The sequence below is a fragment of the Citrobacter sp. RHBSTW-00599 genome, from assembly GCF_013784065.1.
GTDB lineage: Bacteria > Pseudomonadota > Gammaproteobacteria > Enterobacterales > Enterobacteriaceae > Citrobacter > Citrobacter braakii.
This window is the reverse complement of record NZ_CP056717.1, coordinates 1,344,622-1,360,352: the sequence shown is the minus strand read 5'-3', so window position 1 is coordinate 1,360,352 and position 15,731 is coordinate 1,344,622. Positions and strand designations below refer to the sequence as shown.

Genomic DNA, 15,731 nt, shown 5'->3' with positions numbered 1-15,731 from the left:
AAATGTCTCAACTGGTAGAAATTTACTATTTCACAGATTGATAACTAACCAGCAACATCCTTATGGCACAAAAATAGAAGGTCAATACATCTTATCTTTCAGGATTAAAAAATATGACCACACCCTCAAATTTAGACATCTACCAACTGATCGACACGCAAAACGGTCGTGTAACCCCACGGATTTATACTGACCCAGAAATTTACCAACTGGAGCTGGAACGCATCTTCGGGCGCTGCTGGCTATTTCTCGCCCACGAAAGCCAAATCCCCAAAGCCGGTGATTTTTTTAACACCTACATGGGCGAGGATGCAGTCGTGGTGGTTCGCCAGAAAGACGGCAGCATCAAAGCGTTTCTCAACCAGTGCCGCCACCGGGCGATGCGCGTCAGCTACGCCGACTGCGGGAACACTCGCGCCTTTACCTGCCCGTATCACGGCTGGTCGTACGGTATCAATGGCGAGCTGATCGACGTCCCGCTGGAGCCTCGCGCTTACCCGCAAGGGCTATGCAAATCGCACTGGGGACTGAACGAAGTTCCTGGCGTAGAGAGCTATAAAGGGCTGATTTTCGGCAACTGGGACACCACCGCGCCCACGCTACGCGATTATCTCGGCGACATTGCGTGGTATCTCGACGGCGTGCTTGACCGCCGCGAAGGCGGCACAGAAATCGTCGGCGGCATACAGAAGTGGACCATCGACTGTAACTGGAAATTCCCCGCCGAACAGTTTGCCAGCGATCAGTATCACGCATTGTTCAGCCATGCCTCCGCTGTGCAGGTGTTGGGGGCAAAAGACGACGGTAGCGATAAACGCCTCGGTGACGGACAAACCGCTCGCCCGGTGTGGGAAACCGCCAAAGATGCACTACAGTTCGGCCAGGACGGGCACGGCAGCGGCTTCTTCTTTACCGAAAAGCCGGATGCCAACGTGTGGGTCGACGGCGAAGTCTCCAGCTACTACCGCGACACCTACGCGGAAGCTGAACAGCGTCTGGGTAAGGTTCGTGCCCTGCGTCTGGCCGGTCACAACAACATTTTTCCAACGCTTTCCTGGCTCAACGGTACCGCTACGTTGCGCGTCTGGCATCCGCGCGGTCCTGATCAGGTTGAAGTGTGGGCGTTCTGTATTACCGATAAAGCCGCCTCTGATGAAGTGAAAGCCGCATTTGAAAACAGCGCTACGCGCGCTTTTGGCCCCGCCGGATTCCTTGAGCAGGACGACTCGGAAAACTGGTGTGAAATTCAAAAACTGCTGAAGGGGCATCGGGCGCGTAATAGCAAACTGTGCTTGGAAATGGGGTTAGGTCAGGAGAGACGTCGTGAAGACGGCATTCCGGGGATCACCAACTACATCTTCTCAGAAACCGCCGCCCGTGGCATGTATCAGCGCTGGGCTGATTTACTCAGCAGCGAAAGCTGGCAGGAAGTGCAGGAAAAAACCGCCGCTTACCAGCAGGAGGTGATGAAATGAGTGCTTTAGTTTCCCTGGAACTGCATCACCGCATTACGCAGTTTCTCTACCATGAAGCCAGCCTGCTGGATGACTGGCAGTTTCGCGACTGGCTGGCACAGCTGGATGACGACATTCGCTATACCATGCGCACAACAGTCAATGCCCAGACGCGCGACCGTCGCAAAGGCGTGCAGCCGCCAACCACCTGGATTTTTAACGACAACAAAGATCAGCTTGAACGCCGTATTGCGCGACTGGAAACCGGAATGGCCTGGGCAGAGGAGCCGCCGTCGCGTACCCGGCACCTGATCAGCAACTGTCAGGTCAGTGAAACCGAAGTGCCGGATGTGTTCGCCGTGCGCCTTAACTATCTGCTGTATCGCGCGCAAAAAGAGCGCGATGAAACCTTTTACGTCGGCATGCGCATGGACAAAGTGCGCCGTTTACCGGGCGATGAGTGGCGCTTACTGGAGCGTGAGATCGTGCTGGATCAAGCGGTGATCACCTCCCATAACCTGAGTGTATTGTTCTGATGAGTCGTATTTATGCCTGCCCCGTAGGGGATTTGCCGGAGGGTGAAGCGCTCCGGCTCGACACCTCGCCCGTCATCGCGCTGTTCAACGTTGGCGGCGAGTTTTATGCCATTAACGATCGCTGTAGCCACGGTAATGCCTCGATGTCGGAAGGTTATCTGGAAGACGATGCGACGGTGGAATGCCCGCTACATGCCGCCAGTTTCTGCCTGAAAACCGGTAAGGCGTTGTGTTTACCTGCCACCGATCCGCTGACCACCTACGCGGTGTACGTGGAAGGTAGTGATGTGTTCGTTGATATTCCAGAGGACGCGAGATGAGCGATTTACGCGATAACGTGGTCTTTATCACCGGCGGCGGCTCCGGTCTTGGCCTGGCGCTGGTCGAGCGTTTCATTGAGGAAGGCGCGCGGGTCGCCACGCTGGAACTTTCGCCAGCCAAAGTCGCCAGCCTGCGCCAACGTTTTGGCGAACATGTGCTGGCAGTAGAAGGCAACGTCACCTGCTACGCCGACTATCAGCGCGCGGTGGATCAAATTCTGGCGCGCTACGGCACGCTGGACTGTTTGATCGGCAATGCCGGGATATGGGATCACAACGCCTCGCTGGTCAATACGCCAGCAGACGCGCTGGAGAGCGGCTTTCATGAGCTGTTTAACGTCAACGTGCTGGGTTATCTGCTGGGCGCAAAAGCCTGCGCCCCTGCGCTTATCGCCAGCGAAGGCAACATCATCTTTACCCTTTCCAACGCGGCGTGGTATCCCGGCGGCGGCGGTCCGTTGTATACCGCCTCTAAACATGCCGCCACCGGGTTGATTCGCCAGTTAGCCTACGAGCTGGCGCCAAAGGTGCGCGTCAACGGCGTCGGTCCGTGCGGCATGGCGACCGATCTGCGCGGCCCACAGGCGCTGGGCCAGGGCGATACGTCGATTATGCAGTCGCTGACGCCGGAAAAAATCGCCGCCATTTTGCCGTTGCAGTTTTTTCCTGAGCCAGCGGATTTTACCGGCCCGTATGTGATGCTGGCGTCAAAGCGCAACAATCGCACATTGAGTGGCGTGATGATCAATGCCGATGCCGGTTTGGGTATTCGCGGTATTCGTCACGTTGCCGCCGGACTGGATCTCTGAGGAGGTGTTATGAGCCATAAAATTATCGCTATCGTCGGCGGTGGTCAGGCTGCGGCAATGGCCGCCGTCGCACTGCGTCAGCAAGGATTTAACGGCGAATTGCATCTGTTTTCCGATGAGCCGTATCTGCCCTATGAACGCCCTCCGCTCTCCAAAGCGATGCTGCTGGACGAAAATCCACAGCGACAGCCGATCCTGAACGCTGACTGGTGGCGGGAGAACAACGTACAGCTGCATCTCGGCGTCACGCTGCATCAGATTGACCGCACCTCGCGCATGCTGATGCTCGCCGATGGTCAGTCATACCGCTGGTCGCAGTTGCTGTTGGCGACCGGGGCCGCCGCCAGACCGCTGCCGCTGCTGGATAAACTGGGCGAACGTTGCTTTACCCTGCGTCACGCCACAGATGCCGAGCGTCTGCGCGGTACCTTGCTGCCGGGCAAGTCGATTGTGATTGTCGGTGCGGGCACCATTGGCCTGGAATTAGCGGCCAGCGCAATCCTACGCGGCTGTCGGGTGACGTTAGTGGAGCTGGCCTCAACGGTAATGGGCCGCAACGCCCCTGCTCCGGTGCGCGACTATCTGCTAAACCGCCACCGACAGGCAGGGGTGCGGGTGCTGCTCAACAGCGCCATTGAGCACGCTGAAGCGGGAGAGTTTCTCTCGCTTACCCTGCAAAACGGCGAGACGCTACAGGCCGATGCGCTGGTTTATGGCATCGGCATCGTGGCGAATGATGCGCTGGCTCGCGAAGCGGGGCTGGAGACGGCTAACGGTATTATCGTTGACTCCGCCTGCATCACCTCCGAACCCGCGATTTTTGCCGCTGGTGATGTGGCGATAACGCGCCAGCCCGACGGTTCGTTAGAACGGGTAGAAAGTTGGGAAAATGCCAATAACCAGGCACAGATTGCCGCTGCCGCAATGCTCAACCTGCCGTTGCCGGAGAAGACGCCAGGCTGGTTCTGGACTGACCAATTTAATGACAATCTGCAATTTGTTGGCGATATGCAAGGGCAAACATGGTTATGTCGTGGCAATCCGGATGACGGCAAGGCTATCTGGTTCCAACTGCATGATGGGAAGCTAATTGGCGCAGTAGCGCTCAACAATGGACGCGAAGTGCGCGCACTGCGTAAGTTAATTCATTCAGGACGAGTGGTAAGCGAGGAAGCGCTATGCGATGAAAGCGTGCCGCTGAAGTCGTTGTGATAGCAGCCTGATAAGCGCAGCGCTATCAGGCATTAAAAAAGGCCGCATCAGCGGCCTTTCGTTTTGCGTTAAGCAGAATTACGCGTAAACCGGGAAGCGTGCGCAGATATCCAGAACTTTACCTTTGACGCGCTCGATAACGGCTTCGTCATTGATGTTGTCCAGAACGTCACACATCCAGCCAGCCAGCTCTTTCACTTCCGCTTCTTTAAAGCCACGGCGAGTTACAGCCGGAGAACCGATACGGATACCGGAAGTCACAAACGGGCTCTTCGGATCGTTCGGCACGCTGTTTTTGTTAACAGTGATGTTAGCGCGGCCCAGTGCGGCGTCAGCTTCTTTACCGGTCAGGTTTTTATCAACCAGATCCAGCAGGAACAGGTGGTTTTCAGTACCGCCAGAAACCACTTTGTAGCCACGGTTCAGGAACACTTCCACCATCGCTTTGGCGTTTTTGGCAACCTGCTGCTGGTAAACCTTAAACTCAGGCTCCATCGCTTCTTTCAGCGCCACGGCTTTCGCCGCGATCACGTGCATCAGCGGGCCGCCCTGTGCGCTTGGGAACACCGCGGAGTTCAGCTTTTTGTACAGCTCTTCGTCACCGCCTTTCGCCAGGATCAGGCCGCCGCGCGGACCCGCCAGGGTTTTGTGGGTGGTGGTGGTCACTACGTGTGCGTGTGGAACCGGGTTCGGGTAAACGCCTGCGGCGATCAGGCCCGCAACGTGCGCCATGTCAACGAACAGGTATGCGCCAATGCTGTCGGCGATTTCACGCATTTTTGCCCAGTCAACAACGCCGGAGTAAGCAGAGAAGCCGCCGATGATCATCTTCGGCTTGTGCTCTTTGGCCTGCTTAGCCATATCTTCGTAGTCAATTTTACCGGACTCATCAATACCGTAAGGGATGATGTTGTACAGCTTGCCAGAGAAGTTAACCGGGGAACCGTGAGTCAGGTGGCCGCCTTGCGCCAGGTTCATACCCAGAACGGTATCACCCGGTTGCAGCAGAGCGGTGTAAACAGCGAAGTTAGCCTGAGAGCCGGAGTGCGGCTGTACGTTAGCGTAGTCAGCGCCAAACAGCTCTTTTGCACGATCGATAGCCAATTGCTCAACGATATCAACGTACTCACAACCGCCGTAGTAGCGCTTGCCCGGATAACCTTCAGCGTATTTGTTGGTCAGCTGAGAACCCTGCGCCTGCATAACACGCGGGCTGGTGTAGTTTTCGGAGGCGATCAGTTCGATGTGCTCTTCCTGACGTACTTTTTCCTGCTCCATAGCCTGCCACAGTTCGGCATCATAATCGGCAATGTTCATTTCACGCTTTAACATCCGCATCTCCTGACTCAGCTAACAATAGAATTTCGGCCTAAAAAGGCAGTCCCGTTGGACGACGGCGAACAGTATAACCGAATCATTCTTCGATAACAGGTCTTGACAAAGGATTTTACGCAAACGATTACCTTCACGGCACGCAAGGCTTTGGAGAACAAAGGTCTGCTGAATTTCAACGGATTTCTTTTCAGGTTTGTGATGCAGATTTTTCACGATGTAACCTTTACAACGCAAAGTGACAAAGAACCATTTACAATGCAGGGGTATTTTTTATAAGATGCATTTGACATACATCATTAAAATTTCAGATAAAGGAAGACCGTATGCTTGACGCACAAACCATCGCTACAGTGAAAGCCACCATTCCCCTGCTGGTTGAAACAGGCCCGAAGCTGACCGCCCATTTCTACGATCGCATGTTTACGCATAACCCAGAGTTGAAAGAAATCTTCAACATGAGTAACCAGCGTAATGGCGATCAGCGGGAAGCGCTGTTTAACGCTATTGCCGCGTATGCCAGCAATATCGAGAACCTGGCGGCGCTGTTGCCTGCCGTTGAGAAAATCGCGCAGAAGCATACCAGCTTCCAGATTAAACCGGAGCAGTACAACATCGTAGGTGGCCATTTGCTGGCAACGCTGGACGAAATGTTCAGTCCGGGCCAGGAAGTTCTGGATGCTTGGGGCAAAGCATACGGCGTGCTGGCGAACGTTTTCATCAACCGTGAAGCGCAGATCTACAGCGAAAATGCCAATAAAAATGGCGGCTGGGAAGGTACCCGTCCTTTCCGCATCGTGGCAAAAACCCCACGCAGTGCGCTTATCACCAGCTTTGAATTTGAACCTGTCGACGGTGGCGCAGTGGCTGAATATCATCCGGGGCAATACCTGGGCGTCTGGCTGAAGCCGGAAGGTTTCCCGCATCAGGAAATTCGTCAGTACTCACTGACCCGTAAACCCGATGGCAAAGGCTACCGTATTGCTGTGAAGCGTGAAGACGGTGGTCAGGTTTCCACCTGGCTGCACAACCATGCGAATGTTGGCGACATCGTTCACTTAGCCGCACCTGCGGGCGATTTCTTTATGGACGTCGCGACCGATACCCCAGTGTCTCTGATTTCAGCAGGCGTGGGTCAAACCCCGATGCTGGCGATGCTGGATACGCTGGCAAAAGCGAATCATACGGCGCAGGTTAACTGGTTCCACGCGGCAGAAAATGGCGATGTACATGCCTTTGCCGATGAAGTGAATGAACTGGGCAAAACGCTGCCACGCTTTAGCGCACACACCTGGTATCGTGAGCCAACCGAAGCCGATCGCGCGAAAGGTGCGTTTGATAGCGTTGGTCTGATGGATTTGAACAAACTGGAAGGCGCAATCAGCGATCCGGCGATGCAGTTTTATCTGTGCGGTCCGGTTGGCTTTATGCAGTTTGCCGCGAAGCAGCTGGTCGATCTGGGCGTGAAAAACGAGAACATTCATTACGAATGCTTCGGCCCGCATAAAGTCTTGTAATTACTCATGCCGGATGGCGCTGCGCTTATCAGGCCTACGGGATATTGTAGGCCTGATAAGGTGTTTACACCGCCATCCGGCAAGCACGGCGCGGCTTAGATTGCCGCGTCGTCTTCTTCACCGGTGCGAATACGAATCACGCGTGCCACGTCGAAGACAAAAATCTTACCGTCACCGATTTTACCGGTCTGGGCAGTACGAATAATGGTGTCGACGCAGGTATCGACGATGTCGTCGGTGACCACAATTTCAATTTTTACCTTCGGCAGAAAATCCACCATATATTCCGCACCACGGTACAGCTCAGTATGGCCTTTCTGACGGCCAAACCCTTTCACTTCTGTTACAGTCATACCGGTAATGCCGACTTCAGCCAGCGCTTCGCGGACGTCGTCCAGCTTGAAGGGTTTAATAATCGCATCAATCTTTTTCATGCTATTCCTTGAAAAGGTCGCCTGTCTTTTGATCGAATAAAACTAACATAATCCGCAGATTTATTCTTTGAAATCGTTTGCATCCAGCTCATGGCGAGAGAGCAACTTGTAGAATTCGGTGCGGTTGCGCCCCGCCATTCGCGCCGCATGGGTCACATTGCCCTTGGTGATTTGCAACAGCTTACGCAAGTAGTTGAGTTCAAACTGGTTACGCGCTTCAACAAAGGTCGGCAGCGCGGTGTTCTCCCCTTCCAGCGCCTGCTCCACCAGCGCGTCGCTGATCACCGGCGAAGAGGTCAACGCCACGCACTGCTCAATCACGTTAACCAATTGACGCACGTTACCAGGCCAACTGGCGGTCATTAACCGTTTCATGGCATCGGTCGAAAAGGCGCGCACGAACGGTTTGTGTCGTTCAGCAGACTGGCGCAGCAGATGGTTTGCCAGCAGCGGAATATCTTCCGTACGCTCGGCCAGCGCCGGGATCTTCAGGCTCACCACGTTGAGGCGATAGTACAAATCTTCGCGAAATTCCCCCCGAGCCATCGCTTTGGGTAAATCACGGTGGGTCGCGGAAACGATCCGCACATCAATATCGATATCGCGGTTACTACCCAGCGGCCTGACTTTTCGCTCCTGCAATACACGTAGCAATTTAACCTGCAACGGCGCGGGCATATCGCCAATCTCATCGAGAAACAGCGTCCCGCCTTCCGCGGCCTGAAATAGCCCTTCACGATTGCTCACCGCGCCGGTAAAGGCGCCGCGCGCATGACCAAACAGCTCAGACTCCAGCAGTTGTTCCGGCAATGCGCCACAGTTAATGGCAATAAAAGGCTTGTGGCTGCGCGGGCTGGCGTTGTGAATGGCCTGGGCAAAAACTTCTTTCCCGGTTCCGCTTTGGCCGTTGATCAATACGCTTACGTCCGATTGCGCCACCATGCGCGCCTGTTCCAGCAGGCGCAGCATCAGTGGGCTGCGGGTGACGATGGACTCACGCCAGCTGTCATCAGCGGCAGGTGCAGACTGTTCCAACGCCCCGTCGATCGCATGGTATAACGCGTCTTTATCGACTGGCTTAGTGAGAAAGCTGAACACCCCTTGCTGGGTCGCCGCAACGGCGTCGGGGATGGAACCGTGAGCGGTGAGGATAATAACCGGCATTCCCGGCTGCACTTTCTGGATTTCAGTAAACAGCTGCATGCCGTCCATTTCATCCATGCGCAGATCGCTAATAACCAGATCCACTTTTTCACGGTTCAGCACTCGTAGCCCTTCCTGCCCGCTTTCTGCGGTTACGACGCTGTAGCCTTCGCTGGTCAGGCGCATTCCAAGTAATTTCAACAGGCCGGGATCGTCATCCACCAGCAGCAGATGCGCGGGCTTACGGCTTATCATGGCGTGACCTCATCGGCAGACGGCGCTGCGCCTTCCTCGTTATCAGGTGGGGTGAGTTTATCGTTCCCGTGCGGCGCATCAGGGTTGTAACTACCGGCAGGTTTGCGCGTAGAAAGCTGGCGTTCAATATCGGTTAGATTCTCCAGCTTGCGGGTCGTAAGATCGAGCTGAGACTGCAAATGTTGCTGCTGCTGACGTAGCGTATCAAGATCGCTGTCTGACGTCTGCTGAAGCTTGCTGTAGCGCATACGCTCTTCGGCCAGTTGCAACTGCAACGTCTGACTGCTGCGCCAGACCTGATACAGCGGGCGTACCTGTGGCGGAATTTGCGGGCTTAATGCGTCGAGGCGCGTAACCGTCTCCCGCCTTTCAGGCGGCGTAATGTTGGCGTTATCAAGCAGGATCCCGCGCCTGAAAGCCCCCTGCCAGGTATCAGGCATCATCGTGCTGGCTTCACTACGCGCCTGTACCGGCATCAGGCGATTGGCGCAATCCATCGCCCGCAGCCAGTACAGCGGATTGGTCTCTGTGGGCTGACCAGACAGCGACCAGATATCGCTACAGTCGGTTGCAAGGTAGTCCGCCAGTTGATGAGGCGGAATTTTCTCCTGCGAGGGGTCGCCGATAATATGATTCACCGCGTTCGGGACGCAGCCTACCAGCGCCAGACACGGCAGGCTTGCGAGGATGACGCGACGGAAAAAATGTCGTTTAAGCATTCGGACAACAACGTATGGCATACTCACCAGACTTAGGTTTATTTTAGTGATTTTTCGCTGCAGATAGCGGCAGTTCTATGCGAAAACAAACGTTTTGCGCATGCTCATCAACCAGATACAGTTTGCCCCGCATACGGCGGATGCAATCTCTGGCAATGCTCAGCCCCAACCCGCTTCCTTTTACCGCCCCTTTTCGCTGATGGCTACCCTGGAAAAAAGGCTCGAAGATCATGGTCTGTTCTGCTTCTGGAATCGGTGTGCCGGTATTCATTACATCAATGTATACCATTGAGCCATGCAAACTGCTGCGGATCCAAATGTTACCGGATTCAGCGCCATAGTGCACCGCATTGGAATAAAGATTGTCCAGCACGCTCATCAATAGCATCGGTTCTGCCAGGCAGGCGTTCACCGCAAGCGCAACATCAGTATGTATCATTTTGGCGCGAGCCGGCAGGCTATGTGCAGAAACAACGCTTTCCACCAACGGCGCGATTTCCACACGTTCAAGCTCAACCTCGTCATCCGCCAGCTTGCGGTTGTAATCGAGCAGTTGCTCAATCAGTTTTTGCAGGTTGCGGCTACTGTCATCGAGAATTCCGACCACCTCTTTTTGCTCTGGCGTTAACGGCCCAACGACCTGATCGGCTAACAGCTCGGTACCTTCGCGCATACTCGCCAGAGGCGTTTTCAGCTCATGAGACAGATGGCGTAAAAACTGATGTCGTTGTGACTCCAGCCAGGAGAGACGTTCGCTCAGCCAGATAATGCGCTGGCCCACGGACCGCAGCTCCCGGGGTCCCGTAAATAATACGCTATCGCCCAGCGAGCGCCCTTCCCCCAGACGATTGATCATTTTTTCTATGCCCTTCACCGGACCGATTATCATGCGGGTAAACAGCAACACCATCGCCAGGCTGACAAGAAACAGCACCAGCGCCTGCCAGCCAAAGAACTGCCCACGTTCGGCTATTTCCTGCTGTAGCTGCTGCCCGCGAGAAAAGACGACCGTGCGCGTCGCTTGTACCATTTCAGTATTGGCACTGGCGAAAGCGTCCAGCCGCGCCGCCGCCACGCTATCAGGACCACTGTTGGTGCACTGTAACTGCGCGAGATCGTTGAGGTCCTGACGCAGTGCCTGATAAAGCTTGGTATCCGGCAACACGCCCGCATGCGCATCCAGCATGTCGCTGTAGCGTTTACGTTGGCTCTGGTAAACCTTAGCCAGCGTTGGGTCATCAAGCACACAGTATTGCCGGTAGCTACGCTCCATCTCCAGCGCGGCATTGGTCATCGCTTCGCTGCGTCTGGCGTCAATCAGCGTGGTTTGGTTCGTCAGCGCCGCCTGCGCGCTCAGGGCATTCAGACTTTGCCACGCCTGCCAGGCCAAAACTAACAACGGCAGCAGGATAAGCAAAAATGCCAACGTAACCAATTGACGTAAAGATCGGGGGAAAACAGACCAGCGCTTCAAGGCGTTACTCTCAATGGACAGGAATAGGTTGATGCTAACTGAGGGGAACGTCAGATACAACAAAGCCGGGATTAACCCGGCTTTGTTGTGGAATAAGGCGGTGCCTAACTCGACGTTTCGCCCGAAGGTTGATATGAGCGATGCTAATATCAGATGTTGGACGGCAGGCACCTTGTTGTGCGTCATTCGAAGTTTATGTAGCACGTCCCGAAGGGGCTGACATAAGAAGGTGAATGAGCCACTGGGTTATATTATGCAGCATCTGTGCCAATATTCAAAACACTTTATTAACACAATGATAAATATAGAAAATGTTCTTATTCATATGAAAAATGATTTTGGCTATTTTTCACCCTTACCGTCTCCAATCAGCAACACTTGCAGCACTTAAAAATAAAGTCATTGCAAATCATATGATTAAGTGTCTCTTTTTGACGACAACGTCACCCCACCTATGTCGGGATTTCCCGACACTTAAACGCATTGTCGGATAGCGGCATACAAAATGACAGACAAAAAAAAGCCCCTCACGCAGAGGGGCTTAAAGGTTATCGAGCTGATTACCCGAGCTGTTTACGCGCGTTGCGGAAGATACGCATCCACGGGCTGTCCTCGCCCCAGTTTTCCGGGTGCCAGGAGTTGCTCACGGTACGGAATACGCGTTCCGGGTGCGGCATCATAATGGTGACGCGACCATTTTCAGTAGTAACGGCAGTAATTCCGTTCGGCGAACCGTTCGGGTTAGCCGGGTAGGTCTCGGTCACCTTACCGAAGTTATCAACGTAGCGCAGCGCCACCAGTCCCTTACTCTCCAGCGCGGCCAGATGCGCGCCGTCACGCACTTCCACACGGCCTTCACCGTGAGAAACGGCAATCGGCATCATCGAACCAACCATATCGGCAAGCAGTAAAGACGGGCTTTGCGTCACTTCGACCAGGCTGAAGCGGGCTTCAAAACGATCGGAGTGGTTACGCACAAAGCGTGGCCACAGCTCGCTTCCCGGGATCAGTTCACGCAGGTTAGACATCATCTGGCAACCGTTACACACCCCGAGCGCCAGCGTTTGCGGGCGATGGAAGAAGGTTTCGAACTCATCACGGACGCGGTTGTTGAACAGAATCGACTTCGCCCAGCCTTCCCCTGCGCCGAGCACATCGCCGTAAGAGAAACCGCCACAGGCTACCAGCGCCTGGAAGTTACCCAGACCGATGCGTCCGCCCAGCAGGTCGCTCATATGCACATCGATGGCGTCAAAGCCCGCACGGTGGAAGGCAGCCGCCATTTCGACGTGGGAGTTCACGCCCTGCTCGCGCAGCACGGCCACTTTTGGACGCGCGCCGGTAGCGATGTACGGGGCGGCAACATCTTCGTTGATATCAAACGACAGTTTAACGTTGAGGCCAGGATCGGCATCGTTGGTTTTCGCGTCGTGTTCCTGATCGGCACACTCCGGGTTGTCGCGCAGACGCTGCATCTGCCAGGTGGTTTCCGCCCACCACATGCGCAGCGTGGTGCGGCTTTCGCTGAACACCGGCTGACCGTTGGCGCTCAGGGTGAAACGGTCACCCGTTACCGCCTGGCCGAGATAGTGCACGCAATCTGCCAGGCCATGTTGTGCCAGCAACACCTCAACCGCTTCACGGTCAGCAGCGCGAACCTGGATCACTGCGCCCAGCTCTTCATTAAACAGCGCCGCCAGACGATCGTCACCCAGAGAGTGGATATCAGCGTCAATACCGCAGTGACCGGTGAAGGCCATTTCCGCCAGCGTAACCAGCAGTCCGCCGTCGGAACGGTCATGGTAGGCCAGCAGCTTACGCTGCGCGACCAGCGCCTGAATGGCGTCGTAGAAGCCTTTCAGTTGCTCAACGTTACGCACGTCGGCAGGCTTATCGCCCAGTTGACGATAAACCTGTGCCAGCGCCGTCGCGCCCAGCGCGTTGTGACCAAGACCGAGGTCAATCAGCAGCAGGGCGTTGTCTTCAGTAGAGAGCTGTGGGGTTATCGTGTGGCGCACGTCTTCCACGCGGGCAAAGGCGGTGATCACCAGTGACAGCGGCGAAGTCATTTCACGCTGCTCATTACCTTCCTGCCAGCGGGTTTTCATCGACATAGAGTCTTTGCCCACCGGAATAGTCAGGCCAAGCGCCGGACATAATTCTTCCCCAACGGCTTTTACCGCTTCGTACAGCCCGGCATCTTCACCGGGGTGACCCGCAGCCGCCATCCAGTTAGCCGACAGTTTAATGCGTTTGATATCGCCAATCTGCGTTGCCGCAATGTTAGTCAGCGCTTCACCTACCGCCAGACGCGCAGAGGCCGAGAAATCCAGTAGCGCAACTGGCGCACGCTCACCGATAGACATCGCTTCACCGTAGTAGCTATCCAGGCTTGCGGTGGTGACCGCGCAGTTGGCTACCGGGATCTGCCACGGACCAACCATCTGGTCACGCGCCACCATGCCGGTAACGGTACGGTCGCCGATCGTCACGAGGAACGTTTTCTCAGCGACAGTCGGCAGATGCAGCACGCGGTTAACCGCATCTGCAATCGAGATTTCGCCACGATTCAGGGCGTCGCCTTTGGCTTTCAGCGTCTGCACATCGCGGGTCATTTTCGGGGTTTTACCCAGCAGCACATCCAGCGGCATGTCGATCGGCTGGTTATCGAAGTGGCTGTCGCTCAGTGTGAGATGCTGTTCTTCAGTGGCCTCACCGATCACCGCATACGGCGCGCGCTCGCGCTTACACAGTTCGTCAAACAGCGGTAGCTGGTCAGCGGCAACCGCCAGCACATAGCGCTCCTGGGATTCGTTACACCAGATTTCCAGCGGGCTCATACCCGGCTCGTCGCTAAGAATATCGCGCAGCTGGAACTTACCGCCGCGACCGCCATCGCTTACCAACTCCGGCATGGCGTTAGACAGACCGCCCGCGCCAACGTCATGGATAAACAGGATCGGGTTCGCATCGCCCATCTGCCAGCAGCGGTCGATAACTTCCTGGCAACGACGTTCCATTTCCGGGTTGTCGCGCTGTACCGAAGCGAAATCAAGATCGGCATCAGACTGGCCGGAAGCCATAGAGGAGGCCGCCCCGCCGCCAAGCCCGATGTTCATCGCCGGGCCGCCGAGGACGATCAGCTTGGCGCCAACGACGATCTCACCTTTTTGCACGTGATCGGCACGGATGTTACCGATCCCGCCCGCCAGCATGATCGGTTTATGGTAACCGCGTAGCTCTTCGCCGTTGTGGCTGTTGACCTTTTCTTCGTAGGTGCGGAAGTAGCCGGTCAGCGCCGGACGACCGAATTCGTTGTTAAATGCCGCGCCGCCCAACGGACCTTCGGTCATGATATCGAGCGCAGTAACAATACGGTCCGGCTTACCAAAGTCTTCTTCCCACGGCTGTTCAAAGCCAGGAATACGCAGGTTGGAAACGGAGAAGCCCACCAGCCCGGCTTTCGGTTTTGCACCGCGACCGGTTGCACCCTCGTCGCGGATTTCGCCGCCGGAGCCGGTAGCCGCGCCCGGCCACGGAGAGATAGCCGTCGGGTGGTTGTGGGTTTCAACCTTCATCAGAATGTGGGCTGGCTCCTGATGGAAATCGTAGCGGCCGGTTTTGTGGTCGGCAAAGTAGCGGCCCACTTCAGAACCTTCCATGACCGCGGCGTTGTCTTTATAGGCAGACAGCACGTGGTCCGGCGTGGTTTCGAAAGTGTTTTTGATCATCTTGAACAGCGACTTCGGCTGCTGTTTACCGTCGATAACCCAGTCAGCGTTAAAAATTTTGTGGCGGCAGTGCTCGGAGTTAGCCTGCGCAAACATGTACAGTTCAATGTCGTTCGGGTTGCGTCCCAGTTTGGTAAACGCATCCTGCAGATAGTCGATTTCGTCTTCCGCCAGCGCCAGACCGAGACGCAGGTTAGCGTCGATCAGCGCCTGGCGTCCCTCACCAAGCAGATCAACACTGGAGACCGGCGCAGGCTGGTGATGGACAAACAGTTTTTCGGCATCGTTCAGCGCAGAGAAAACCGTTTCCATCATGCGGTCGTGCAGTTCGTCGGCAACCATCTGCCACTGCTCAGCGGTCAGCGTAGAGGCTTCTACATACCAGGCAATGCCACGTTCCAGACGGCTAATCTGTTGCAGGCCGCAGTTGTGGGCAATATCAGTCGCTTTAGAAGACCACGGGGAGATGGTGCCAGGGCGAGGCGTAACCAGCAGCAGTTTGCCTTCAGGGGCATGGCTGTGAAGAGCAGGACCATATTTCAGCAGGCGTACAAGCTGGGCGTGCCCATCCTCATTCAACGGTGCATTCAGATCGGCAAAATGGACGTACTCGGCGTAAATATTGTGGACCTGGAGGTTGGCAGCCTGAAAACGTGCCAGCAGTTTGTTAATACGGAATGCAGACAGTGCAGGTGAACCACGCAGAATTTCCATCATAAGTCTCTCGTCTTCTAAGCTTTCGGTGTGCCCAAGTGGGGGAAACGGGCGTCATTATAAAGAATCTACCGCGCCGAC

The 15,731-nt window shown here is 55.4% G+C and carries 12 protein-coding genes; 6 read left to right on the top strand and 6 right to left on the bottom strand.

Annotated features, from left to right (window positions below):
• Nucleotides 1-113 precede the first annotated feature (113 nt).
• From hcaE to hcaD, 5 genes are read left to right on the top strand one after another with little or no spacing between them, the layout of a single operon-like run.
• Nucleotides 114-1,475: a 3-phenylpropionate/cinnamic acid dioxygenase subunit alpha gene (hcaE, locus tag HV243_RS06430; protein ID WP_053388683.1), complete on the top strand. Its 1,362-nt coding sequence runs from the start codon at nucleotides 114-116 to the stop codon at nucleotides 1,473-1,475.
• Nucleotides 1,472-1,990 (top strand): 3-phenylpropionate/cinnamic acid dioxygenase subunit beta, encoded by a 519-nt coding sequence (gene hcaF / locus HV243_RS06425; protein WP_016154024.1) that lies wholly within the window; start codon nucleotides 1,472-1,474, stop codon nucleotides 1,988-1,990. The genes hcaE and hcaF overlap by 4 nt, the downstream gene beginning before the upstream one ends.
• On the top strand, nucleotides 1,990-2,310 hold the full coding sequence (gene hcaC, locus HV243_RS06420) for a 3-phenylpropionate/cinnamic acid dioxygenase ferredoxin subunit (RefSeq protein ID WP_016154025.1): 321 nt from the start codon (nucleotides 1,990-1,992) through the stop codon (nucleotides 2,308-2,310). The genes hcaF and hcaC overlap by 1 nt, the downstream gene beginning before the upstream one ends.
• Nucleotides 2,307-3,119 carry a 3-phenylpropionate-dihydrodiol/cinnamic acid-dihydrodiol dehydrogenase gene (hcaB, locus tag HV243_RS06415; RefSeq protein WP_019077395.1) on the top strand — a complete coding sequence of 271 codons (813 nt, stop codon included), beginning with the start codon at nucleotides 2,307-2,309 and terminating at the stop codon, nucleotides 3,117-3,119. The genes hcaC and hcaB overlap by 4 nt, the downstream gene beginning before the upstream one ends.
• Nucleotides 3,120-3,128: 9 nt before the next feature.
• Complete coding sequence (gene hcaD / locus HV243_RS06410; protein WP_131351139.1) at nucleotides 3,129-4,331, top strand: phenylpropionate dioxygenase ferredoxin reductase subunit; 1,203 nt, start codon at nucleotides 3,129-3,131, stop codon at nucleotides 4,329-4,331.
• A gap of 78 nt (nucleotides 4,332-4,409) precedes the next feature.
• On the opposite strand, the gene glyA is transcribed toward hcaD, so the two are convergent.
• The gene (glyA, locus tag HV243_RS06405) at nucleotides 4,410-5,663 is read right to left on the bottom strand and encodes a serine hydroxymethyltransferase (protein ID WP_003835277.1); all 1,254 of its coding nucleotides are present in this window, start codon (nucleotides 5,661-5,663) and stop codon (nucleotides 4,410-4,412) included.
• A gap of 326 nt (nucleotides 5,664-5,989) precedes the next feature.
• Here glyA and hmpA point away from each other — a divergent pair, with 326 nt between their 5' ends.
• Entirely contained in the window at nucleotides 5,990-7,180 is a 1,191-nt protein-coding gene (hmpA, locus tag HV243_RS06400; protein ID WP_053389595.1) for an NO-inducible flavohemoprotein, read from the top strand.
• Nucleotides 7,181-7,275: 95 nt separating this feature from the next.
• Here the strand turns inward: hmpA and glnB are convergent, their stop codons facing one another.
• The 5 genes from glnB to purL form a co-directional block, all read right to left on the bottom strand.
• Nucleotides 7,276-7,614: a nitrogen regulatory protein P-II gene (glnB, locus tag HV243_RS06395; protein WP_002914032.1), complete on the bottom strand. Its 339-nt coding sequence runs from the start codon at nucleotides 7,612-7,614 to the stop codon at nucleotides 7,276-7,278.
• A 60-nt stretch (nucleotides 7,615-7,674) separates the two neighbouring features.
• A complete protein-coding gene (glrR, locus tag HV243_RS06390) occupies nucleotides 7,675-9,009 on the bottom strand; it encodes a two-component system response regulator GlrR (RefSeq protein ID WP_304412487.1) in 1,335 nt (444 codons plus the stop codon).
• A complete protein-coding gene (qseG, locus tag HV243_RS06385) occupies nucleotides 9,009-9,752 on the bottom strand; it encodes a two-component system QseEF-associated lipoprotein QseG (RefSeq protein WP_053389594.1) in 744 nt (247 codons plus the stop codon). Before qseG ends, glrR begins: the two co-directional genes overlap by 1 nt.
• A gap of 22 nt (nucleotides 9,753-9,774) precedes the next feature.
• Complete coding sequence (qseE, locus tag HV243_RS06380; protein WP_049282310.1) at nucleotides 9,775-11,205, bottom strand: two component system sensor histidine kinase QseE/GlrK; 1,431 nt, start codon at nucleotides 11,203-11,205, stop codon at nucleotides 9,775-9,777.
• 560 nt (nucleotides 11,206-11,765) lie between these two features.
• On the bottom strand, nucleotides 11,766-15,653 hold the full coding sequence (gene purL / locus HV243_RS06375) for a phosphoribosylformylglycinamidine synthase (RefSeq protein WP_053389593.1): 3,888 nt from the start codon (nucleotides 15,651-15,653) through the stop codon (nucleotides 11,766-11,768).
• Nucleotides 15,654-15,731: the final 78 nt, after the last annotated feature.

Excerpts from the sequence above, each read along its gene's own strand:
- hcaE (WP_053388683.1), top strand. The coding sequence starts at position 114 with ATGACCACACCCTCAAATTTAGACATCTACCAACTGATCGACACGCAA.
- hcaF (WP_016154024.1), top strand. The coding sequence starts at position 1,472 with ATGAGTGCTTTAGTTTCCCTGGAACTGCATCACCGCATTACGCAGTTT.
- hcaC (WP_016154025.1), top strand. The coding sequence starts at position 1,990 with ATGAGTCGTATTTATGCCTGCCCCGTAGGGGATTTGCCGGAGGGTGAA.
- hcaB (WP_019077395.1), top strand. The coding sequence starts at position 2,307 with ATGAGCGATTTACGCGATAACGTGGTCTTTATCACCGGCGGCGGCTCC.
- hcaD (WP_131351139.1), top strand. The coding sequence starts at position 3,129 with ATGAGCCATAAAATTATCGCTATCGTCGGCGGTGGTCAGGCTGCGGCA.
- glyA (WP_003835277.1), bottom strand. The coding sequence starts at position 5,663 with ATGTTAAAGCGTGAAATGAACATTGCCGATTATGATGCCGAACTGTGG.
- hmpA (WP_053389595.1), top strand. The coding sequence starts at position 5,990 with ATGCTTGACGCACAAACCATCGCTACAGTGAAAGCCACCATTCCCCTG.
- glnB (WP_002914032.1), bottom strand. The coding sequence starts at position 7,614 with ATGAAAAAGATTGATGCGATTATTAAACCCTTCAAGCTGGACGACGTC.
- qseG (WP_053389594.1), bottom strand. The coding sequence starts at position 9,752 with ATGCCATACGTTGTTGTCCGAATGCTTAAACGACATTTTTTCCGTCGC.
- purL (WP_053389593.1), bottom strand. The coding sequence starts at position 15,653 with ATGATGGAAATTCTGCGTGGTTCACCTGCACTGTCTGCATTCCGTATT.